Consider the following 20,175-nt stretch of genomic DNA (forward strand, 5'->3'; position numbering starts at 1 on the left):
TGCCCCCACCCCCGGACCCGCAGCAGGGAGGGCGGCTTCTGCTTCTCCCGTGCGGCCGCCGGAGTATCGCACCTTCCGCCGCACGGACACCCCGCGACAAGGCCTGCTCTCTGCGGAAACCCGCCAGGGCAGCAGGGCTGAATTCCGTGAGCGCGAGTCGGCGCGCCCCACGCCCCCGACGCAGGAACCGTTCTCCACCGGGGGGTGCGTGGACGACGACGGTATGGCCGCGGTTCGCCCCTACCTCGTCGCGCACGAACAGCGGAAACAGCAGCAGAGCCACACGGGGGACCTCCTCGTCGATGCACCGGGCGGCCTCGCACCGGAACCCCCGGCCGATGACGAGTGGCGGGAGTTGGCGGACCTCATACGCCTGTGGGGAGTCGGGCAACCGGCGTTCGCGTGAGCAATCCCGACCGAGGAGGGACACCGCCGAGCGGTGCCCCTCCTTCGTGTTTTCGGCGTTTTCGCAGGTAGAGCGTGCGACATCTACCAGGCGTGTTATTCTCCACAATTTTCGTCACTCTGAGTATCCACAAACCGATTGTCGGTCACATTGAGTGTGGCTACTGTCACTCTTCGAAAGAGCGGTGCGGAGTCGGTCCTGAGAACGGAATCGGTGGTGGAGTGTGCGCAGCAGGTCTGGAGTGAGTGTGTTCGCCCTGATGGCGGTGCTGGGCACCGGGTGTTCCGCACCCGGCGGGGACACCTCGTCGGCCGAAGTCCCACGCACCCTTCCCAGTGCTCTGCCTTCCCCTTCCCAGCGGCCCGAGGAGGAGCGTGCCGTGGACGCCTACCTCGGCATGATGCGGGCCCTGGTCGACGCCTCCCTGGAAGGGGCCGACGATCACCCCGACCTGGAGCGGTTCGCCGACGGCCAGGCCCTGCAGCTGACCAGGGACATGCTGGCGGGCCACGATTCCGTCGCCACGGGCGAGCCCGTACTGACGCCGCAGGCGGCGGAGGTCGACCTTCGACAAGACCCGCCCCGGGTGGTCGTTGAGGACTGTGTGGACGAGACCGACTGGGTCATGGAGGGCTACGAGTCCACGTCCGCCGGGGAGCGGAGCACACGGCTGTTCGTCGCGACGGTCACCGAGCAGGAGGGTGAGTGGAAGGTCGGCGAGCTGTGGCTCGGTGAGATCGACGGATGCTGAGGACAGGCATCGGTGCCGCACCGACGATCGCGGCCCTTCTCCTGCTGTGCCCGCCGGCATGGGCCGAGGGAGGAAACTTCTCCCACCACACCTCCTGCTCCGCTTCGGGCTGCGACGTGATCGCCCGAGCCCCCGGGGAGCCTCCGAGCAACCCCGGTGGGAGCACTCCACGGGGTGCGGCCACGACGACTGCTCCGCCGCCCTGTGTCATGCCTGATGTCGAGTTCTCCGGCTCTGACGGCAACGCCCTCGCTCCCGCTGGCGGCACGGCCGAGTGCGAGCGGTCCGCGTCCACCCACACGGCACCGGTCTTCGAGCCGCGGGTTCTGGCGGAGCAGGCGCGGGCAAGGCTCGCCCCACCGGTTCCGGACATCGGCACCGCTCCGGCCCCCGGCAAGCCCCGGTTCGTGAACCTGCCGTCCTGGTTGTGGATCGACGCCGCCGACTGGGAGCCGGTGTCGGTGTCGGCGTCGGTGAGCACCGGGGCCGTGACCGTGGTGGCCGCCCCGCACCGTGTGGTGTGGGCGACCGGTGACGGGGGCGAGGTGGTGTGTCCGGGCCCCGGCACCCCCTTCTCCGTTTCCGCGCACCGGCGGAACGGAGCTTCGGACTGCTCGTACACCTACACGTCCGTTCCGCCGACCGGCCCAGGGGTTCCGGTCGACCTGGTGGCGTCGTGGGAGTGGACGGTGTCCTGGTCGGCCTCGGACGGGCAGAGCGGGGAGCTAGCCGATCTGGTCACCGCCTCCTCGGTTCCGGTGTCGGTGGCGGAACTGCACTCGGTGGTCACCGACAGCCGCTGATCCAGCGGATACGACGAAGAACGAGAGGGAGGATGCGCGATGGTCGCGCTCGCTAATCCTAAGCAAAAAGACCGGGAAAATCGGAAATACTCCGAAGGAGGCCAACAGGAGTGGGAGTCCGTGCGGTTGGCCGCCACATCCCGCCGTCGGTGGAAGTGGGGAGCGGCGGCGGTGCTCATGGTCGCCTCCGGGATCGGGTTGGGAGCCTGGGCCGGGTGGGCTGGTGAGGACACCGTCCAGGTCGCCGTGGCGGGGGCCGACCTGCCCGCGGGCCATGTGCTCACCGCCCAGGACGTGACCACGGTGGAGACCGTTCCCGCCGAGGGCCTGCACCTGCTGTCCACCGAGGATGTCACCGGCATGGTGCTGGCGCAGCCGGTCTCCGCCGGGACGCCGCTGGTCGAAGGGGCCCTCGCTGAGGAGGCCGCCTGGCCCGAGCCCGGGAGTTCCCTCGTGGCCGTTCCCGTGGCCACGGTGCCGCGCGGTCTGACCGCAGGCACGACCGTCGACGTGATCCCGTCCGTGCACAGCGATGATTCGGGAGCCCAAGTCATCACCGGGCTGGTGCACCACGTCGCCTCGCACGACGACGGATTCGGTACCGGCGGGCACGTGGTGGAGGTGCTGGTGCCGAGGGATCAAGCCGCAGCCCTGTCCCGGTCCCTGGCCGGTGAAGCGGCCCATGTGGTCCTGGTGAATCGACAGGACGCCCTGACCGGCGAGGAGGAAGCCGAATGATCGTCGCTGTCTGCTCTCTCAGCGGAGCCCCGGGAGTGACGAGCCTGGCCGTGGCTCTGGCCGCGTGCTGGCCCGCGAGCCCGGTGACCGTGCCGGTGATCGTGGAGGCGGACGCCTCCGGGGGCGACATCGCTGCCTGGCACGGTCTGGAGGGCGCGCCGCGGACGGGCCTGGTCGCGCTGGCCGCGGCTTCCCGCACTCCGGCACTCGTCCCACGGGAGGAAACGGTGCAGGGTCCGCTCGATGTCTTCTCCGGCGAGGAGCAGGCGAACCCTGCGCCGGCCCGGTTCGCGGTGGAGGTTCCCGGGGGCCTGCGGGTCGTGGCGGCCCCGGGTGACCCGTTGGAGGCGGGGCACGCGGTGGCCGTGCTGGCGCAGAACCCGGCGCTGCTCGCCTCGGGGCGGGCCACGGTGGTGGATGTGGGCCGGGCCGTACCGGGGTCTGCCGGAGCCGCCCTGCTGCGTCACGCCGATCTCGTCCTGGTGGTGACCGCTCCCGGCGACATTGGGCAGGCGGCCCGCCTGCGGTCCTGCGCCCCGGTCCTGGCCTCGCTCCGCGAGGACGGCACCCGGGTGGGCCTGGTGGTGACCGGGAACTGCCCGCACCCCGACGCCGAGGTGTCGCGGTTCTCCGCCGACCTGCCGGTGTGGGCGCGGATCCCCCATGACCCGGTGGGAGCCGCCCTGGTACGCGGGGAACACCGCCCGCCCGTCCGGTGGCGGGACCGGTGGGCGGCCTGGTCCGCACACCGGCGCGATCCCGACGGCTTGGAGTGGATGCCACTGATCAAGGCGGCCAAGGGCCTGGCCGAGCTGTGCGACGACTTCTCCGGGGTCGGTCTGGACACCCTGGGGCCGGAGCTGGCGAAGGCGGGTGCGGCATGACGGCGACCGTTCCCCACCTGGTGCCCGCGTCCTCCCGGTCCGATGAGCTCCGCGCGCACGCGCTCGTGTTGGCCGCGCAGATCACCGAACGGCTCTCGGCGTTCCCCGAACTGGGCGAGACCCCCGACACGGTCGCGCGCCTGGTGGACGAGGTCCTGGAGGACGAGGCGCAAAAGGCGGTGACCCGGGGCGGCGGCTGGTCCCCCGAGCAGGAGGGCCGCCTGCGCAAGCTCATCACCGACCACGTCCTGGGCTTGGGTGCGGTGGAGGAGCTGCTCACCGAACCGGGGGTGGAGAACATCCACATCACCGGCAGCGAACCGGTGATCGTCGACTTCGGCGCAGGACGCCGTGAGGAGCGGCCTCCGGTGGTCGAGACCGACGACGACCTGGTCGCGCTGGTGCGCCGTGCGGCCGCCCGGGCTCTGGGCGGGGAACGCCGCTTCGACCTGTCCGCCCCGATCCTGTCGATGGAGCTGCCCGGAGGGGAGCGCCTGTCGGCGATCATGCCGGGGATCGCCACCCGTCCCTCGGTGACGATCCGCCTGCACCGCGACGGCTTTCTGCGGCTGGGGGACCTGGCCAGGGCCGGGACCGTCGACCAGGCCGCCCGCGACCTGCTCGTCGCCGCCGTACGGGCCCGGTTGAACATCCTCATCAGCGGAGCCACCAACGCGGGCAAGACCACGCTCCTGCGCGCCCTGCTCGGCACGGTCGACGCCCAGCGCATCATCACCATCGAGGACTCCCTGGAACTGGGGCTGCACCGGCTGGGCACGAACGCGAACGTCATGGCCCTCCAGGGGCGGCCCGCCAACATCGAGGGGGTCGGCGAGGTCAGCCTCGCCGAGCTGGTGCGCGCCGCGCTGCGGATGTGCCCGGACCGGGTGATCGTCGGGGAGACGCGGGGGCCGGAGACCCTGGCCCTGCTCAACGCCATGTCCATGGGCACCGACGGCTCGATGTCGACCATCCACGCCTCCGGGTCCCGCCAGGTGTTCACGAAGCTGGCGGCCTACTGCGCCCAGTCCGCCGAGCGGTTGAACCCCTCGGCGACCGCCGCCCTGGTTGCGTCCGCCCTCCACCTGGTGGTGCACCTGGACACTGCGCCGTCGGGGGACCGTGTGGTCGCGAGCATCCGCCAGGTCGTCGGGGTGGAGGGCGAGCAGGTGATCTCCGACGAGCTGTACCTGCGCGACGCCGACCAGGCGACCGGAGAGGTGGTCTGCCCGCCCAGCGGTGAGGTGGCGCGACGGCTGATGCGGGCCGGGTACGCGGTGCGGGGGTGGGTGTGATGCCGCTCTGGTGGGACTGGGAGACCGGTGTTCTCGCCGTTGGCGGCGGTCTGATCGGGGCGGGTGTCCTCTGCGCGGTGCGCGGCCTGGTCACCGGGGGTTCCTCGACACCTGTTCGGCGGCTTCTCCCTTCGGTCGGGATCTCACGGGAGCTGTGCGTGCGCGTGGCCGCGGCGGCGGCCGCCGGGGTGGTGATCGGGCTGGTGACCGGGTGGCCGGTGGGGGCCGTGCTCGCGGCGGCGGCCGGCTGGTGGTTGCCGTCCCTGCTCGGGGCGGACACCGAAGCCCGGCGGCAGGCCGACCTGGCTGAAGCCCTGGCGACCTGGGCCGAGCAGCTCCGGGACATGCTGACCGGGGCGGCCGGTCTGCACCAGGCCGTGGCCGCGACGGTTCCGGCGGCTCCGGCGGTCATCGGAAAGCAGGTGCGGGCCTTCGAGGCTCGGCTGCGTTCCGGGCAGCCGGTGGAGCGGGCGGCCGCGGAGTTCGCCCACGAGGTGGACTGCGATCTGGCCGACCTGGTGTCGATCACCCTGGCCATGGGCGCTTCGCAGTACGGCGGCGATGTGGCCGGAGCGCTGTCGCGGCTGGCGAAGACGGCGCGGGAGCGGGCCGTCACCGTGGCGCGGGTGTCGGCCTCCCGGGCGCGCGTCCGGTCCTCGGTGCGGATCATCGCCGGGGCGACCCTGCTCATGGTCGTGGGCACGGCCGTGTTCCAACCGGCGGTCCTCGAACCCCTGGGGACGCCGATAGGGCAGCTGGTGCTCGCTCTCACCGGTGCGATCTGGGCCGCCTCGTTCGCGTGGATGGCCCGCCTGGCGGCACCTCCTGCCGTTGTGCGCCCGTTCACCCTGGTGACTGCCGACGGGGGTGGGCGATGAGTGCGGGTCTGCTCGCCGCGGCCGGTGGCCTGGTCGGTGCCGGTCTGTGGATGGCGGCCTACGGGTCGCGACGTCTCAGCCTGGTCGAACGGCTCAGCCCTGTGGTTCCGGCCCACAGGCCGCAGGAGGCCACCAGCGCCGACGCCGGATGGGCGTACCGGTTCGGTGCCCCGGTGCGGCGGGTGCTGGCCCGTGTCGGCCTTCCCGGGCCGGGGATGCGGCGGGCCCTGGCCGCGGCCGACATTCCGGTGGAGGACTACCGGGCGGAGAAGGCAACGGCCATCGGGGCGGCGATCGTGGTCGGCGGTCTGGTCGCCGTTTTCGGCCCTCTCGTCATGCCGTCCGCACCGGTGGGCTGGGGGCTCGCCCTCCTGGTGGGGGCGGGGTGCTTCCTCAGTCCGGATCTGGCGGCCCGTGGCCGGGCGGCCGAGTGCCGCGCCGAGCTTCGGGCCGCCACCGCGGTCCTGGCCGATCTGACGGCGATGGGCCTCGCCTCGGGGCTGGGCCCCGTCGGGGCCCTGAACGGGGCGCTCGACCGCGCGCGGGGCAAGAACCCGCAGCGGATACGCCTGGCCGTCCGGGCCAGCGAGATGCGCCACCAGCCCCAGTGGGAGGGCCTGGCCGGGCTGGGGGCCCAGGCCGGGGTGCGGGAACTGGAAGAGCTGGCGGCCTCGCTGCGGCTGGGCGGCTCCGGGGCGCGTACGCGGGATTCCCTGGCCGCCAAGGCGGCGTCGCTGCGGATCCGGCAGGCGGCCGAGGCGGAGGCCGACGCACATGCGGCGACCGAGCGCATGGCGCTGCCCACCATGGGCCTGGTGGCGGGGTTCCTGGTCCTGGTCTGCTTCATCGCCCTCACCCACGTGATGGCGGGATTCTGAGGAGGAGTCGGTATGGAAGAGCTGGTCTGCCGTGCCCACCGGCGGATACGTACGTGGGTCGCGTCAAGGCAGCATGTGGCCGACGACCGGGGGTCGGCCAGCACCGAGTGGCTGCTCACGATCATGGTGGCAATCGCCATCGCCACGGTCGTCGGAGGCATTCTCGTCACCGAGTTCACCACGGCGGCGGAGTCCATCGACCTGGGCGTGACGCGGTGAGGCCCGTCCAGGGGCCACTGGGACAGCGGTGGAGGCCGGTGGGCGGGGACGATCGCGGAAGCGCCGAGCCCCTGTTCGTCCTCCCCCTGGTCTTCGTGATGGTCCTGGCGGTGGTGCAGGTGGGGCTGTGGGCCCATGCGCAGCACCGCGCCCAGGTCATCGCCGCGCAGGCGCTGGCCGCCGCCCGATCGTTCGACGGGACGGTGCACCAGGCCCGGGAGCAGGCGGCCCGGGCCGAGGAGCAGCTGGGCGGCGGGATTCTCCAGGGCACCGAGGTGGAGGTGGAACGGCGGCCGGAGGCGGCGCAGGTGCGGGTCAGCGGGCGAGCCGTGAGCCTGGTCCCGGGTGTGGGTGTGCCGGTGTCCTCGGAGATCACCGGCCCGGTGGAACGCCTGGTGCCGTGATGCCCTCCTCAGAGTCGAAGCGGGCGGACGACCGGGGCAGTGCCTCGGTGGAACTGCTGTTGCTCGCACCGGTCCTGGTGGCAGCGCTGCTGCTGATGGTCATCGCGGGACGGCAGGTGTCGGCATCACTGATCGTGCAGGAGGCCGCCTACACGGCGGCCCGGACGGCGTCATTGCAGAACAGTGCGGCAGCCGCCCCTGAGGGGGCACGCCGTGCTGCCGCCCGAGAACTCCGGGACCGGGGCGTGGTGTGCGAGCCGTTCTCGACCGCAGTGGACACGTCGGATTTCGCACCGGCGGGCTCGGTGGGGGTGCGGGTGTCCTGCACCGTGACCGTGGTGGACCTCGGCGGGTGGGGTGGAAGCCGAGTGGTCCGGTCCGAGGCGGTCTCGCCGGTGGACCCGCACCGGGAGGCGCTGCCGTGAAGGACCCCCGAACCCGCGGGTGCCGATGGGTCCGCCGGGACGACGGGCACGCCTCGGTGTTCCTCCTGCTGCTCGTTCCCGTGCTCATGGTCGTCTTCGCCCTGGTGTGGGAGGCCGGGCACATGCTCACCGTAAGAACCGAACTGATGGGAGCGGCGCGCGAGGCGGCACGGGCCGCGACCCACCGGCTGGACGAAGGCGAAACGCTCGCCCGGAACGCTCCCGTACTGGACGAGGCCGGAGCCCGGAAGGCGGCGGCCCGGCAGTTGCGGGCGGTGGACGCGGAAGGCCTGGTCACCGTCACCGAGGACGGCGTCACGGTCCTTGCCCGCACCTCGTACACCCCGGTCCTCCTCCCCCTCGGCCCCTGGGAGATCGAGGCCGAAGCGACCGCGACCGTCGTCAGTAACGGGTGAGCCGATCACCCGAAAGCCCGTCATGAACAATCAGGAAGGACGACATGTCGCGCAGCCCGTGGTCGATCGCCGCTGAAGCCCTGGCCACCGTGCTCATGCTGGTAGGGCCTCCCCTGCTGGCGTCCGTTCTGGGCTGGCCCCCGCAGCGGACGGAGATGTCGTGGACATGGCTGATGCAGTACCTGCGCGGCGGAACTCTTCCGTCAGCGGCCGTGATCACCGCTGCGGTCGTGGCCCTGTGGGCGGTGTGGGCCGCGCACCTGGTGATCGTGGTCCTGGACGTCGTCGCCGTGCTGCGCGGCCTGGTCCCGCGCGTGGGACTGATCCGGCTGGTGTGGGTGCTCTCCGCCGGGGGTGCGACCGCTGCCACCACGACGACGGCTTCTTGGGCGGACACCACGACCTTCGTGGCGGGTGAGGAGGAAGCAGGCCCGCAGGAGGCCATGTCCGGCCGGGGCGGGGAACAGGCGGGGGATGAGCGGATCCACCGGGTCCGGACGCTCAGCCACTTCGGGTTCGACTCGGCCGAGCTCACCCCGCAGATGCGGGAGTCGTTGGCCGCCACGGTGGAGATGATCTCCGAGCTCGGCGACCCGGATGCTCCGGTGGTCGTGACCGGCCACACCGACCCCACGGGCGACCCGGTCTACAACCAGGACCTGTCCGAACGGCGGGCGCAGGTGGTGGTCGACCACCTCAAAGAGCGCACCGGTAGGGACGACGTGCGGTTCGAGGTTCAAGGAGCAGGCGAGGACCGCCCGCCCGAGGAGGCAGGTGTCTCCTACGAGAGGTACCGGCGTGTGGAGATCGCCTACACCCTGCGCCCGGCACCCGATCCTGTCTCTGCTCCCTCTGCCGACACGCAGGAGCAGCGCTCTTCGCCCGAGGACCGGGGAGAGACGGTCCAGGTGGAGGTGGTGGCCTCCGAGGAGACGGCCGCCGCGGCCCATCCGGTTCTGATCGGTGCGGCCGCCGGAGCTGCGGGGTTGGGCGTGGGATACGCGGCGGGAAGGCATAAGGGCGCACTGCGGCATCGCCATTCGCCGAGTGGCACCGATGAGAGAGAAGGAAGCATTCCGAGCGCCGGTGACGCGCCCCCTCCTGAGCCCGACGATGATCTGGTGCGCCGTGATCCGGAAGGGGTCGCACGGGGGGTCGTCGACGTGGACGGCTTCGTCCTGGTGGCCGAGGAGACACGTGTCCGGGGCAATGAGGGGGTCGGCTTGACAGGACTTCACGCCGAGGCCGCGCTGCGGGCCATGGTCACCGATCACCTCCCCGGCCCGGTGATCGCGACCGAGTCGGCGCTAACCGCTTTGGGCGGACCGGATGCCGTGCCAACCGGGGTCCAGAAGGTCGAAAGCGCACACGAAGCGCTGATCGAGGTCGACATCCTCATGTTGCACACGGCGCGAGAAGGCTTGAGCGGGGAGAGGTCCACAGAGGCGGTTGAAGGCCGACAAGCCCCGCTGGTCGTATGCACCGACCAGGACTTCACCGCCAGGGAGTCCCCCCGGCCGGCCGGTTCCTCCGGCGGGGTCGTGTGCGTGCTCGGTGGAACCGGGGCCGGTGTCGTCCTGGAATTCCAGAGCCCGGACCGGGTGTCGATGACCGCACCGATTCACCGGGAGATCTCCGATCGGCCACGGCTCTCCGCCCGGGGCACCTCTTCCGGTGAAGAACCGGCCGAGACCGACCTCCCGAAGGGGGACACGGCGGAGGCTGTGAACGGACCGGCCCCGGCACACCCTGGCGGGGAGGCAGAGCAGACTTCGCCGGAACGTGTACAGGTTCGGCTGCTCTCCCCCCATCTCGTATGCGAGGTGGACGGTCAAGCCGTCCAGGGGTTCCGCTCCAGCAGCCTCGCCCTGCTGGCGGTGCTGGCGTTGAAGGGTGGGGTGAAGGGGATCTCCGACCAAGAGCTGCTTGGTTGCCTGGCACCGGATACGGATGTCGAGCGGGCTCGCCGTCTCCGATCCAACGCGGTCACCAGCCTGCGCAACACGGTACGCAAAGCCTTGGATTTGAGTAGCGAAGCGCCTGTCATTGAGAAGGAGGGCGGATTCTACCGACTTCAGGACGGGTTGTTCGACGTCGATGTGCATCGGTTTTGGAAGTTGCGCAAGGAAGCCTCCAAGGAAGAGGATGGCGCGAGCACTCGGGCACTCAAGGAGGCCATAGGGCTCTACAAGTCGGATCTCCTTTCGGACAGCGACGAGGAGTGGCTGGGAAGATACCGGCGCCGCCTGCAAATGGAGTTCTCCGACACCTGCACGAGGCTTATCAAGGGAACCAAGGATGCAGAGGAAAAGGTTTCTCTGATCGATCTTGCCCTGCACGTCGACCCGATGAACGAGGTGCTCCACCGGGAGAAGATGATCCAGTACTCGCAAATGGGACGGAAAGAGATGGTGCACCGCTCCTTCCGAGAAATGAAGGAAATCCTGTCCCACTTCGGAGCCCGGCCTGACGCGATCTCCCAGGATCTCTTCAGGGACCTCACCGGCTGAGGGACCTTGCGAGGCGGCCCGCCCACGCCCGAAAACGGGGCGGGCCTGTGACTCCGCCTGTGACTCCGCTTGTGACTGGGCCCCACCATGGGCCTGTGACTCCGCCCGTGACCTGGCCCATTAGAGCGGCCCACCCTGTTGGCGTTATCAGTGCAGGTCAAAGCCGCCCTGGGTGGGCCCTTCGCTATCCAGACACATACCCAAGTGGGTAGTTCCTCTTCACGTAGGGCGGGCGGCGCCCCCTCCTCCGCGCCCCGACCGGCCGGGCGGTCACCCCTCCTCTCCTGCCGACCTGCTTCCCCCTCCCCCATCCCCATCCCTACTGACAGCACCACTCTCCATCACCACAAAAACAACAGCAGGACACATTTATGACCGCTTTCATGATCATCCATCATTGATCAGATCATGGAAATGGTGATCATCCAGAAAAATCGCGAACGTGAAATTTACTCCCTCACGCGCGCGTGGTTCCTTCCTCTGGCATGCGGGCGGGAAAGATTCTCGCGAGAAATCTCGCGCCGCGGGTTGACAACCCCGCTGAACCCAAGGTGCTATTGGCGTGCCACCAGGGCGGAACACGGCCCCCGGGGCGGGCGGGAAAAGTTTTCCGCAGCACGAGTTGACAAACCCGCGCCACCCAAGGTCACCTAGGGTCCGCCCCGGAGAACGGAACCGTTTCCCGGGGGTGCGGAAAAAGGTTCACGGGGCGAGTTGACAAACCCGAGATACCCAAGCGAACCTCGGACCGCAGAAAACGGAACGACGGAATGGAAAGGGGGAAATTCCCGTGAATACATGCGCACACCGCGCAGAAGAACAGAGTGGCGACCGGGCGCCCCCGGTCGAGTGATGCGGCCGGCCGGAAGACGGTCATCTTCCGACCGGCCCCACCTACAACGACCGCGCCCGCCGCAAGGTGTGGAGCCCGATGACGGGCGCGGTTCCCACACAACCAACGAAGTGGAGTGTGCTGTGAGCACGAGTATGCCTTACAAGACAGGGATCACCGTCACCCCCGCCAACATCGACAAGCTGCACGACCAGGGAACCGCCGGTTGCCTGGTCTGGGACGAGGCGACCTCCTGGGTCCACGCGGTCAGCGGCGACAAGGCCCCGGCCCCCTCTCACATGATCATCACGGGCCGCAGCGGGCTGAAGCACCTGGCCCGGGACCTCAAGGAGCAGGGACGACCGGCCACCGATGAGGAACTCGCCCGGGACCTGACCGACATCGCCAACGACCAGCTCACCGACTGGCCCGGCATCCGCGCGATGAACCTCCAGGTGCAGGGGCTGCGCGAGGCGCTGATCGGAGCCCGGGTCTATCTGGATGCCGCCCCGACCTTCGAGATCGAGGCCGGGGGACTGCCGCGGATGACGGACTACTACCGGCGCACCCACACCGGCATCACCGCGTGCGTCACGGTCACCTTCGGCTACCTGGAGGCGACCCGGATCACCGTGTGCGCCCCGGGCGAGGTCCCCCGGCCGGTCGCGGACCTGACGGTCAGCGCCGCGGGCACCTTCAAGGCCCACAAGGTCCACCGGCTGATCGCCGCCGCGGTCGACGGCGCCCTGGACCTGGACCTGTAGCCACCTACCGCGTCACCGGGGCCGCCCCTTGCGAGGGGCGGGGGCGGCCCCCTTCTTCCCGAACCACTGCCGAGCCTGTGTTCGGCATGCCCGAAAAGGAACCGCATTCTCGTGATCGATCTGAACCTGACCCGTCTCCTGGCCGCCGAGGTCACGTCTGAGGACCTGCTCGCCCTGGCCGGAACGGGCCCTGGCGCCGTGATCGTCCCCGATGCCGACAGCAGCGGGTACGCCGTCGCCCGCGCCGAGCACCTGGACTGGAACCGGCGCCGGATCTTCATCTACGGGTACGGCGACCTGTGCCTGGACCTGGCCCTGCGCCACCGCGACCTGACCGGGGCCGCCGCCGCACTGACCCGGACGGCACGCGCCGACCTCCCGGGCTGGGTCGACCGCACCCGGTGGGCGACCTCCCTGGTGTGGCGGGTGCGCGAGGACCTGCACCGGCACGGCCTGCACCTCAACGCCCGGCCCCAGTTCAGCACCACCGAGGACGGCGGGCTGCGCACCGACGACACCTTCACCTGGCGCGAGGACCGCAGGGTCGCCGTCACCCTGTGCACCGTCCAGCGCCAATCGCACAGCCTCCTGGCGGTCCTGGACCTGTACTGCGCAGGCCGCCACGTGACCGGCTGGTCCGAGCGCATCACCCGCACCAGCGGCGTGCCCCGGTTCGCCGGTCTGGCCGGGGAGCGGGCCCGTCTGCACCTGGACCTGCGCGACTGACCGCCCACCAGGGCCGCCCTTGCGAGGGGCGGGGCGGCCCCACCACCCGACCCGTTACCCGCGCCGTGCCCGGTGTTCGGCGCGCCCACAGAAAGGGACATTCCGTGTACGACGAGGAACCCGACGTGACGATCTCCGACTGGTTCACCCACGCCCGCATCACCTCGGGGATGCTGCGCGCCCTGGACAGGATCGGACCCGGCGGCGTGATCATCGCCGACCTGTTCCGGCAGGACTACCGGGTCACCCACGCCCAGACCCTGGCCCCGGACCAGAACCGCACCCACTTCATCGTGTACGGCCACCACGACCTGACCTGGGACCTGCGCGCGTTCCGCTGGGACTACGGGGAGCGGGCCTGGGAGGAGTTGGTCGCGGCGGTGGACTGCACCGCCATCGACTGCATGGACGACCAGCTCGACAACATCGCCGCCACCGGCTATGTCGTCACCCGCATGCGCCATCACCTGCGCCGCTACGACCTCGACCTGACCGCCGTCCCGCACTACCGGGACAAGCGCCTGCGCCCCGGCGGCCCGACCGCCACACGGCGGACGGTCACCGACCGGTACGCCTACCGGGCCGCACCCAGCATCACGGTCACGGTCACCAGCCCGGTGGACGAGACGACCGGAGCGCTCTCCCTGATCAGGATCACCGACCGGGGACGGCACGTGAGTGGGTGGCCCGCTCGGATGCGCAACCAGTTCACCGCCGCGCACCACGCCCACCGGGTGAGCGAGGCGATCCAGGCCTACCTGCGCCGCACCCGCACCTGACACCCCCGGGGCCGCCCCGCACAGGGGCGGGACGGCCCCGACACCCGGCACCCCCGTAGCGCCGAGTCTCGGCTCGGCATGCCCGAAAGGACGCATCCCATGGCTTTCACCCCGCCCTATGACAGGTTCTCCGACGCGGAGATCACGGTGGACCTGCTCGACGACCTAGCTGCCCGGGGACCGGGAGGGTTGATCAGGGTCGCCTACCGCGAGGCCGACTATGCGGTGACCCACTCCCGGCACGAGGACTGGCGGCGCCCCACCGTGGTCGTCTACGGCCACGGCGACCTCGTCTCGGACCTGGTCCACTACCGCGGGGACCTGGAGGAGATCGCCGCCGCGCTCACCGACCACGCCCGCGACGAGACGACCCGGTGGATCGGCCAGAACCTGCACACCTGCCGCCTGCACAAAAAGCTCCGACAGCACCTCAACACGCTCGGCTGGTACATGGACCGGCGCCCCCGGTACAAGACCGGCGAGGACGAGACCCGCTACGTCACCGACCTCCTCACCTGGCGCAACGACCGAAGGTTCACCCTCGCCCTGCGCAGCGCCCGGCGCCGCCCTGAGGACCTCGACGTGACCGTGGACCTGCACTACCAGGACCGGCACCTGACCACCTGGACCGAAACGCTCACCTACGACACCCCAGATCCCCGGTTCACCCGGCTTCTGAAGGACCAGGCCCGTTCGGCCCCGGACACCCGCGCCTGACCCCCGGGGCCGCCCCGCGAGGGGCGGGGCGGCCCCGGGCGACCAACCCGAACCCGCAGAAAGGAACACGTTCACCATGACCACCACCGCTGCTCCGCACCGGTCTGCCGAGCACACCCGCGCCCTGATCCTGGCCGCCCTCACCCACACCTCCGGCCCCGTCACGGTCTCCGCGCTGGCGGAGGAGACCGGGCTGGGCACCTCCACCCTGTCCAAGCACCTCAACACGCTGGGGAAGGAGAAGAAGGCGGTGCGCACCCAGGGCGGGCGCGAGGGGAACAAGCGGCTGCCCGACACCTGGCACGCCGCCCCCGCACCGGCGCCCGCCTCCCCGCAGGAGACCGCCAAGTCCGCCCCGGCCACCTCGTCCCCGGAGGACCCGGCCCCCTCCCAGACGAAAGCGGAGAAGGACAGTCCCGCTCCGGGTAACGGCGACCTGCCCCGCAAGGCGGCGACCGCCGAACCCGCCACCTCGGAGGCGGTGTTCATCGAGGTCGGCGCGCCCAACCCGGTCAGCGGGTCTCCCCGGCTCGCACCCGGAGAACTCAAGGTGATGGTCAAGGCCCTCCTGGACACCTCCCCCGAGGAGGAGTTCACCGCCACCGAGATCAGCCACCTCCTGGGCGGGCGGTCCATCGGCGCGATCCAGAACAACCTCGCCCGCCTGGCCAAGGAGGGGCGCGCGGCGCAGACCGGCGACAAGCCCCGTCGCTACCGCTCGGCCAAGACCGGCAGCTGACCCGCCACCCCGGGGGTGCGGGCCCGAACCAGCCCGCACCCCCATCTCGCTAATACCCCTGGGAGGTATGAGAAGTGTTCATCATGAACCCCTACTGGGACCCCTGCCCCGGATGGGGAACCGCCCTGTTCCTGGCCGGAGCGTGCGTCCTGGTCACCCTCGCCGGAACGGTGGCGCGCACCGCCCGGCTCCTGGACCGCTACTACGTGCAAGGTGACTGGCCCGGCATGGTCCACCACTCCGAGCGCGGACCCGGCACCCTGTGCGGCCACTGCGGACACCACCTGACCGCCCACGACCGCACCACCGGCCGCTGCTGCCACGGCCTGCCCCTGGACCGGCTCGCCGCCATCATCGCCCTCCCGATGCCGCTGATCCTGCGCAGCCTCGTGCAGCAGGCGGGCTGCCCCTGCCGGATCGAACACCGGCGCACCTGACCTCTACCGACGACCGGGTGAAGCCCCGGGACCCGCACCAGCCTCGTGCTGGTGCGGGTCCCGGGGCTTCAGCTTTCTTTCCCGCGAGGTGTCGCATCCCCACCCCTGGCCGACTTCCTCAAGGGCGTCACAACAAAGAAGGAGGAGGGACCCTTTGGGAGAGAAGCCGACCTCGTGGCCCGACACCCCGGGCAGGCCGCCGCTGGCGGTGTGGTCCTGCGGCACCCATGACCACGACACCGAGCAGCGCCTCGTTCCTACCCGGTTGGCCGACCGGTTGGTGGTCGAGTACACCCGCTCCGGACAGGCGGTCGCGGACCTGACCGGCACGCTGACCGTCGCCAGCGCGGCCCTTCAGATTGGGCGCGCCGCCACACCCACCACGACCGGCAACAACGAAGAACCGGGCGAGGAGAGCTCGGAGAAGGTGGGATGGGCCGACCTCGCTGTCCTGCACGTACCCGCCCCCTCCGAACGGGTCCGGCCCGAAGGAGCGTCGGTACGGGCGCGGTTGCTGTTCGCCGCGACCGTGACCCGCCCCGGCGGAATCGTCGCCGTGATCACCGGCCTGGACCACACCCGGACCGGGGCCCTGATCGACCCGGCCCCGGCGGTGGTACGCGCCGCTGCCTGCGCGAACCTGGTCTACCTCCAGCACGTCATCGCGCTGACCGCGCCGATCTGCCAGGGCGGGCTCGGGACCACCGTCCCCGTCCGTGGCCAGGACGACGACTCCGGTTTGGGCTGGTGGGAGAACGACCCCGAGGTGGAGGAGGTGGGGTTGCCGCCGTCGGTGGCCGAGGCCGCGGTGACCGTCACCTCGCCCGCGCACCTGAACATCAGCGTGTTCCGGCTGCGCAGGTCGGCGCACCGCCCCGACGCCGGCCGCTCCGGGGAGGTGGCGGCCTGATGCACCACGAGAACAACGAGGGTTCCGTCTCATCCTCGGCTCCGCGCGTGTCCACGTCGGGAAGGTCGGTGTGGGAGACCGGCCAACAGCAGGCCGCCCGCCAAAGGGGCAACCGGTACTCGCGCCTATCCCTGGAGCACCCCGCGCGCATGCTTCCGGCCATCGCCGCACACGCCATCGCCACCTACACCCGTCCCGGTGATGTGGTGCTGGACCCTATGTGCGGGATAGGCACCACCCTGGTCGAAGCCGCCCACCAGGACCGCCGGGCGGTCGGGATCGAGCTGGAGCCCAAGTGGGCGTCCATCGCCCGGCTGAACCTGGAGACCGCCGCAGTGCAGGGCGCGACCGGGTCAGGCGAGGTGCACACCGGCGACGCCGCCGAGATCGCCGCACGCCTGGCCAAGACCGCGCTCGCAGGGCGGGTGCGGCTGGTAATCACCTCCCCGCCGTACGGGTCGATGACCCACGGCCAGGTCCGTTCCCGTCGCGACGGCGCGGACACGGTGGAGAAGACCGCCTACACCTACTCCCGGGACCGCGACCGGCGCGCCGCCAACCTCGCCTACCAACGGCCGCAAGCGCTCGCGGACTCGTTCGCCCGGATCATGGCGGCCTGCCGGGACCTGCTCGCGCCCGATGGGGTCGTGGTGGTGACCACTCGCCCCTTCCGCAAGGACGGGAAGCTCATCGACTTCCCCGGACAGATCACCCAAGCGTGCCAGGAGGCGGGGCTGGTGCAGATCGACCGGTGCGCCGCCCTGCTGTGCGCGGTCCGCGACGGCGAGGTGGTGGGACGGACCTCGTTCTTCCAGCTTGTCGAGGTGCGCAGGCTCCGCAAGGGCGGAGTACCGGTGCACGTGGTCCAGCACGAGGACGCCTTGGTGTTCACCAACCCGAGCACGCAGAAGAACAAGGAGCGGGAGGTGCGTGCCGCGTGAACACCCCGGACCCCGACCAGACCTCCGAGCCCGAGACGGGAAAGACCAGCATGCCGTTCACCGACACCGCCGGACCCGCGTTGCGTTCCCGGATCATCGCCGACCTGCGAGCCTTGGCGGACTTCCTGGCTGAGAACCCGGACCTGCCTGTCAGCCAGTACACGACGCTGGACATCACCTATTTCCCGCACACCACCACCGACACCGACGCCTTCGCCGAGGTCGCCCACGTGGGGGCCCTGTTGAAGCGGATCCCGGCGTGGGAGGGCGACCACTACATGGTCGAACACCAGCACGGGGCGGCCCGGTACCGGGCGGTCGCCATCCCTGAGCGGGTCAGGGCCGCCCACCGGGCCTGGGCCACGTACACCGGGCACGTCCGACCCGACTGATACCGGCCGGGTAGGGCGGTCGGGGCCGTGTGGGGCGCTGTGGTGCCCCACACGGCCCCACGCCCCCGGACAGGGCCCACGGGGGCCGTCCGGGGGTGTTCAGGGCCGCAGCGGCCGCACAGGCCCGCAAGCGGCATCGGGCCCGGTATCGGCCCAGGTGGGGAGGTGGAGGAGACATCCGTTGGGATTTTTCGATGATCCGCTTGCAATGCTCGCCGAGGTCGAGCGTGGATACGTGGTGCCCCGCGATCGGCGGGGCCGCGCACCGTGTGCGACCAGGGAAAACGAGGTCGGGAACGAGGTGGATGAGGTGAACAGAACCGTGCCAGTGCTGGCCGAGGTCGGTGCCCTGCCCGTGTGGGTCACGCCTGCACACGCGGGGCGGTTGCTCGGGATGAGCCGCACCACCGTCTACCGCCACCTCAACCACGGGACCTTCCCGGTCCCGGTCTACAAGGTGGGCCGCCACTGGCGGATCCCCACCGCTGGTCTCCTTGTTTTCCTCGGCCTGTCCACAACCTGTGGATGCGGTGCGCGCACCACTACCCCGGAGGAGAACGAGGACCGGTGAGCACCGTACGCGAAGGCTCCACCTTCAAACGCTGCACCTGCCGCCACCCCGACACCCACACACCCGTCGGGGCGCGCTGCCCCAAGCTGCGGCGCCGCAACGGCACCTGGAGCTCCACCCACGGCCGGTGGGGCTACCAGATCGAACTCCCTCCCACCGCCGACGGCAAACGCCGCCAGGCCCGCAAGGTCGGCCTGGCATCCCAGGAGGATGCTCTGACGGAGCTCGCCCACATCAAGATCCTGCTCGAAACCGCCCACGGCGACGAACCCGAAACGCTGGTGCGGGTCGCCGACCTCATCCAGACCGCCCTGCGCGCCCGCACACCCCTACCGAACGTTGAGGAAGTGAGGCGGCGGATCAACCTCGGTGTGGACGTGCGCACCACCGTCCCCACGGTGGCGGAGTGGTTGACCGAGTGGTTGAAGGGCAAGCCCGGGCTGGCCGAGGGCACCCGTTCCTCCTATGCCGGGCACCTGCGTAACCACCTCATCCCCCACCTGGGGCAGTTGGCGTTGAACAAGCTCCAGGCCCGCCACGTCGAGGCCATGTTCGCCACGATCGAGGAGAACAACGAGCACGTCCTGGAATGCCGCGAATCCTCCGACCCGCAGGTGCGCGCCCAGGTCAAAGGAAAAAGGGTCACCTCGCTGTCCACCAAGCACCGCATCCGCGCCACCTTGCGCAGCGCCCTGTCGGATGCGGTCCGCTCACCCGAACTGCCCATCACGGTGAACGTCGCCTCCCACGCCCGACTCCCGTCTTGCCCGAGGAAAAAGCCCCTGGTGTGGACCACCGACCGGGTGACGAAGTGGCATAAGGACGGCACCGTCCCCGGTGAGGTCATGGTCTGGACGCCTGACCAAACCACCGCGTTTCTCACCCACGCCCGCAAATACCCCTGGCTCTACGCCCTGTTCCACCTCATCGCCATCAAAGGGCTCCGACGCGGCGAAGCGGTCGGGCTCCCCTGGCGGAACGTGCGACTCACCGATGGACAGGTCGATATCACCACCCAAATCGTGCAGGTGGGGTGGAAGACCATCACGAGTACCCCGAAAAGCGATGCGGGTTCTCGCACCATCACCTTGGATGCCACGACCGTGCGGGTGTTGAAGCGGTGGCGCCGCCACCAGTTGGAGACCAAACTCGCCGCCGGAAAGGACTGGGTGAACAGCGGTTTGGTGTTCACCCGCGAGAACGGCGAGGGGTGGCATCCGGCGGAGGTCACCGACTGGTTCAACCGCATCGGCAGGGCGGCGGACCTGCCCCCGATCGGGTTGCACGGGCTGCGCCACGGAGCCGCCTCCACCGCCCTGGCCGCCGGCGTCGACGTCAAGGTGGTCTCCGCCGAACTCGGCCACGCCACCACCCACTTCACCCAGGACACGTACCAGACCGTGTTCCCCGACGTCGCCAAAGCCGCCGCCGAAGCCACCGCCGCGATGTTCACCGCCAACCGTGCCCCTGCAACACGCTGACGCACCACAACACGCCAGGGCCCTGCACCGTTGCAGGGCCCTTCGGCGTCCGCACCAACAGGGAAAACGCCCGGGGGGCGAACAGCGGCCACGCCGGGGGCGACCCGCCCGCTGGGTTGTGTCAGAGGGCTCAACGCCACAGCAGCACGCTTGTTGAACGGCGGGAGAACGTCACCAACTGCCACAGCATCTGTCACCAGTTTTCCGAGGGGCTGGAGGAACCCGAACGAACCCCAGCTCGGCAGCACCTGAACAGGCAGGACTGCCGAGCTGCAGGGC

At 70.4% G+C, this 20,175-nt stretch carries 24 protein-coding genes; all 24 read left to right on the forward strand.

Going from position 1 to position 20,175, the window contains the following annotated elements:
* The first annotated feature begins 208 nt into the window (after positions 1–208).
* On the forward strand, positions 209–406 hold the full coding sequence (locus KGD84_RS30255) for a hypothetical protein (RefSeq protein ID WP_220563714.1): 198 nt from the start codon (positions 209–211) through the stop codon (positions 404–406).
* A 379-nt stretch (positions 407–785) separates the two neighbouring features.
* Positions 786–1,157 (forward strand): hypothetical protein, encoded by a 372-nt coding sequence (locus KGD84_RS30260; RefSeq protein WP_220563715.1) that lies wholly within the window; start codon positions 786–788, stop codon positions 1,155–1,157.
* 209 nt (positions 1,158–1,366) lie between these two features.
* A complete protein-coding gene (locus KGD84_RS30265; protein WP_220563716.1) occupies positions 1,367–1,960 on the forward strand; it encodes a hypothetical protein in 594 nt (197 codons plus the stop codon).
* A 126-nt stretch (positions 1,961–2,086) separates the two neighbouring features.
* Entirely contained in the window at positions 2,087–2,698 is a 612-nt protein-coding gene (locus KGD84_RS30270) for an SAF domain-containing protein (RefSeq protein WP_220563717.1), read from the forward strand.
* On the forward strand, positions 2,695–3,582 hold the full coding sequence (locus KGD84_RS30275; protein ID WP_220563718.1) for a CpaE/TadZ family protein: 888 nt from the start codon (positions 2,695–2,697) through the stop codon (positions 3,580–3,582). The genes KGD84_RS30270 and KGD84_RS30275 overlap by 4 nt, the downstream gene beginning before the upstream one ends.
* Positions 3,579–4,877, forward strand: a complete 1,299-nt coding sequence (locus tag KGD84_RS30280) for a TadA family conjugal transfer-associated ATPase (RefSeq protein WP_220563719.1) — start codon at positions 3,579–3,581, stop codon at positions 4,875–4,877. The genes KGD84_RS30275 and KGD84_RS30280 overlap by 4 nt, the downstream gene beginning before the upstream one ends.
* Positions 4,877–5,755, forward strand: coding sequence for a type II secretion system F family protein (locus tag KGD84_RS30285; protein WP_220563720.1), 879 nt, complete (start codon positions 4,877–4,879; stop codon positions 5,753–5,755). The genes KGD84_RS30280 and KGD84_RS30285 overlap by 1 nt, the downstream gene beginning before the upstream one ends.
* Complete coding sequence (locus KGD84_RS30290; protein ID WP_255646883.1) at positions 5,752–6,633, forward strand: hypothetical protein; 882 nt, start codon at positions 5,752–5,754, stop codon at positions 6,631–6,633. The genes KGD84_RS30285 and KGD84_RS30290 overlap by 4 nt, the downstream gene beginning before the upstream one ends.
* A gap of 12 nt (positions 6,634–6,645) precedes the next feature.
* Positions 6,646–6,852: a hypothetical protein gene (locus tag KGD84_RS30295; RefSeq protein ID WP_220565939.1), complete on the forward strand. Its 207-nt coding sequence runs from the start codon at positions 6,646–6,648 to the stop codon at positions 6,850–6,852.
* A 38-nt stretch (positions 6,853–6,890) separates the two neighbouring features.
* Positions 6,891–7,256 carry a TadE/TadG family type IV pilus assembly protein gene (locus tag KGD84_RS30300; protein WP_220563721.1) on the forward strand — a complete coding sequence of 122 codons (366 nt, stop codon included), beginning with the start codon at positions 6,891–6,893 and terminating at the stop codon, positions 7,254–7,256.
* Complete coding sequence (locus tag KGD84_RS30305) at positions 7,256–7,681, forward strand: TadE/TadG family type IV pilus assembly protein (RefSeq protein ID WP_255646884.1); 426 nt, start codon at positions 7,256–7,258, stop codon at positions 7,679–7,681. Before KGD84_RS30300 ends, KGD84_RS30305 begins: the two co-directional genes overlap by 1 nt.
* Positions 7,678–8,097 carry a TadE/TadG family type IV pilus assembly protein gene (locus KGD84_RS30310; protein WP_255646886.1) on the forward strand — a complete coding sequence of 140 codons (420 nt, stop codon included), beginning with the start codon at positions 7,678–7,680 and terminating at the stop codon, positions 8,095–8,097. The genes KGD84_RS30305 and KGD84_RS30310 overlap by 4 nt, the downstream gene beginning before the upstream one ends.
* Before the next feature lie 44 nt (positions 8,098–8,141).
* Positions 8,142–10,607, forward strand: a complete 2,466-nt coding sequence (locus tag KGD84_RS30315; RefSeq protein ID WP_220563722.1) for an AfsR/SARP family transcriptional regulator — start codon at positions 8,142–8,144, stop codon at positions 10,605–10,607.
* Positions 10,608–11,594: 987 nt separating this feature from the next.
* Positions 11,595–12,203: a hypothetical protein gene (locus tag KGD84_RS30320; protein ID WP_220563723.1), complete on the forward strand. Its 609-nt coding sequence runs from the start codon at positions 11,595–11,597 to the stop codon at positions 12,201–12,203.
* 111 nt (positions 12,204–12,314) lie between these two features.
* The gene (locus KGD84_RS30325; RefSeq protein ID WP_220563724.1) at positions 12,315–12,929 is read left to right on the forward strand and encodes a hypothetical protein; all 615 of its coding nucleotides are present in this window, start codon (positions 12,315–12,317) and stop codon (positions 12,927–12,929) included.
* A 104-nt stretch (positions 12,930–13,033) separates the two neighbouring features.
* Entirely contained in the window at positions 13,034–13,708 is a 675-nt protein-coding gene (locus tag KGD84_RS30330) for a hypothetical protein (protein ID WP_220563725.1), read from the forward strand.
* A 99-nt stretch (positions 13,709–13,807) separates the two neighbouring features.
* On the forward strand, positions 13,808–14,425 hold the full coding sequence (locus KGD84_RS30335; protein ID WP_220563726.1) for a hypothetical protein: 618 nt from the start codon (positions 13,808–13,810) through the stop codon (positions 14,423–14,425).
* A 76-nt stretch (positions 14,426–14,501) separates the two neighbouring features.
* Positions 14,502–15,164 carry an ArsR/SmtB family transcription factor gene (locus KGD84_RS30340; RefSeq protein ID WP_220563727.1) on the forward strand — a complete coding sequence of 221 codons (663 nt, stop codon included), beginning with the start codon at positions 14,502–14,504 and terminating at the stop codon, positions 15,162–15,164.
* Positions 15,165–15,247: 83 nt separating this feature from the next.
* Complete coding sequence (locus KGD84_RS30345) at positions 15,248–15,601, forward strand: hypothetical protein (protein ID WP_220563728.1); 354 nt, start codon at positions 15,248–15,250, stop codon at positions 15,599–15,601.
* 154 nt (positions 15,602–15,755) lie between these two features.
* Positions 15,756–16,511 (forward strand): hypothetical protein, encoded by a 756-nt coding sequence (locus KGD84_RS30350; protein WP_255646889.1) that lies wholly within the window; start codon positions 15,756–15,758, stop codon positions 16,509–16,511.
* Between the two features lie 47 nt (positions 16,512–16,558).
* Positions 16,559–17,452, forward strand: a complete 894-nt coding sequence (locus KGD84_RS30355; protein WP_255646890.1) for a DNA methyltransferase — start codon at positions 16,559–16,561, stop codon at positions 17,450–17,452.
* Positions 17,449–17,844 carry a hypothetical protein gene (locus KGD84_RS30360; RefSeq protein WP_220563730.1) on the forward strand — a complete coding sequence of 132 codons (396 nt, stop codon included), beginning with the start codon at positions 17,449–17,451 and terminating at the stop codon, positions 17,842–17,844. Before KGD84_RS30355 ends, KGD84_RS30360 begins: the two co-directional genes overlap by 4 nt.
* Positions 17,845–18,154: 310 nt before the next feature.
* Positions 18,155–18,415, forward strand: coding sequence for a helix-turn-helix domain-containing protein (locus tag KGD84_RS30365; protein WP_255646891.1), 261 nt, complete (start codon positions 18,155–18,157; stop codon positions 18,413–18,415).
* Positions 18,412–19,896: a tyrosine-type recombinase/integrase gene (locus KGD84_RS30370; protein WP_255646892.1), complete on the forward strand. Its 1,485-nt coding sequence runs from the start codon at positions 18,412–18,414 to the stop codon at positions 19,894–19,896. The genes KGD84_RS30365 and KGD84_RS30370 overlap by 4 nt, the downstream gene beginning before the upstream one ends.
* Positions 19,897–20,175: the final 279 nt, after the last annotated feature.

It is taken from the genome of Nocardiopsis changdeensis (genome assembly GCF_018316655.1).
Taxonomy (GTDB): Bacteria; Actinomycetota; Actinomycetes; order Streptosporangiales; family Streptosporangiaceae; genus Nocardiopsis; species Nocardiopsis changdeensis.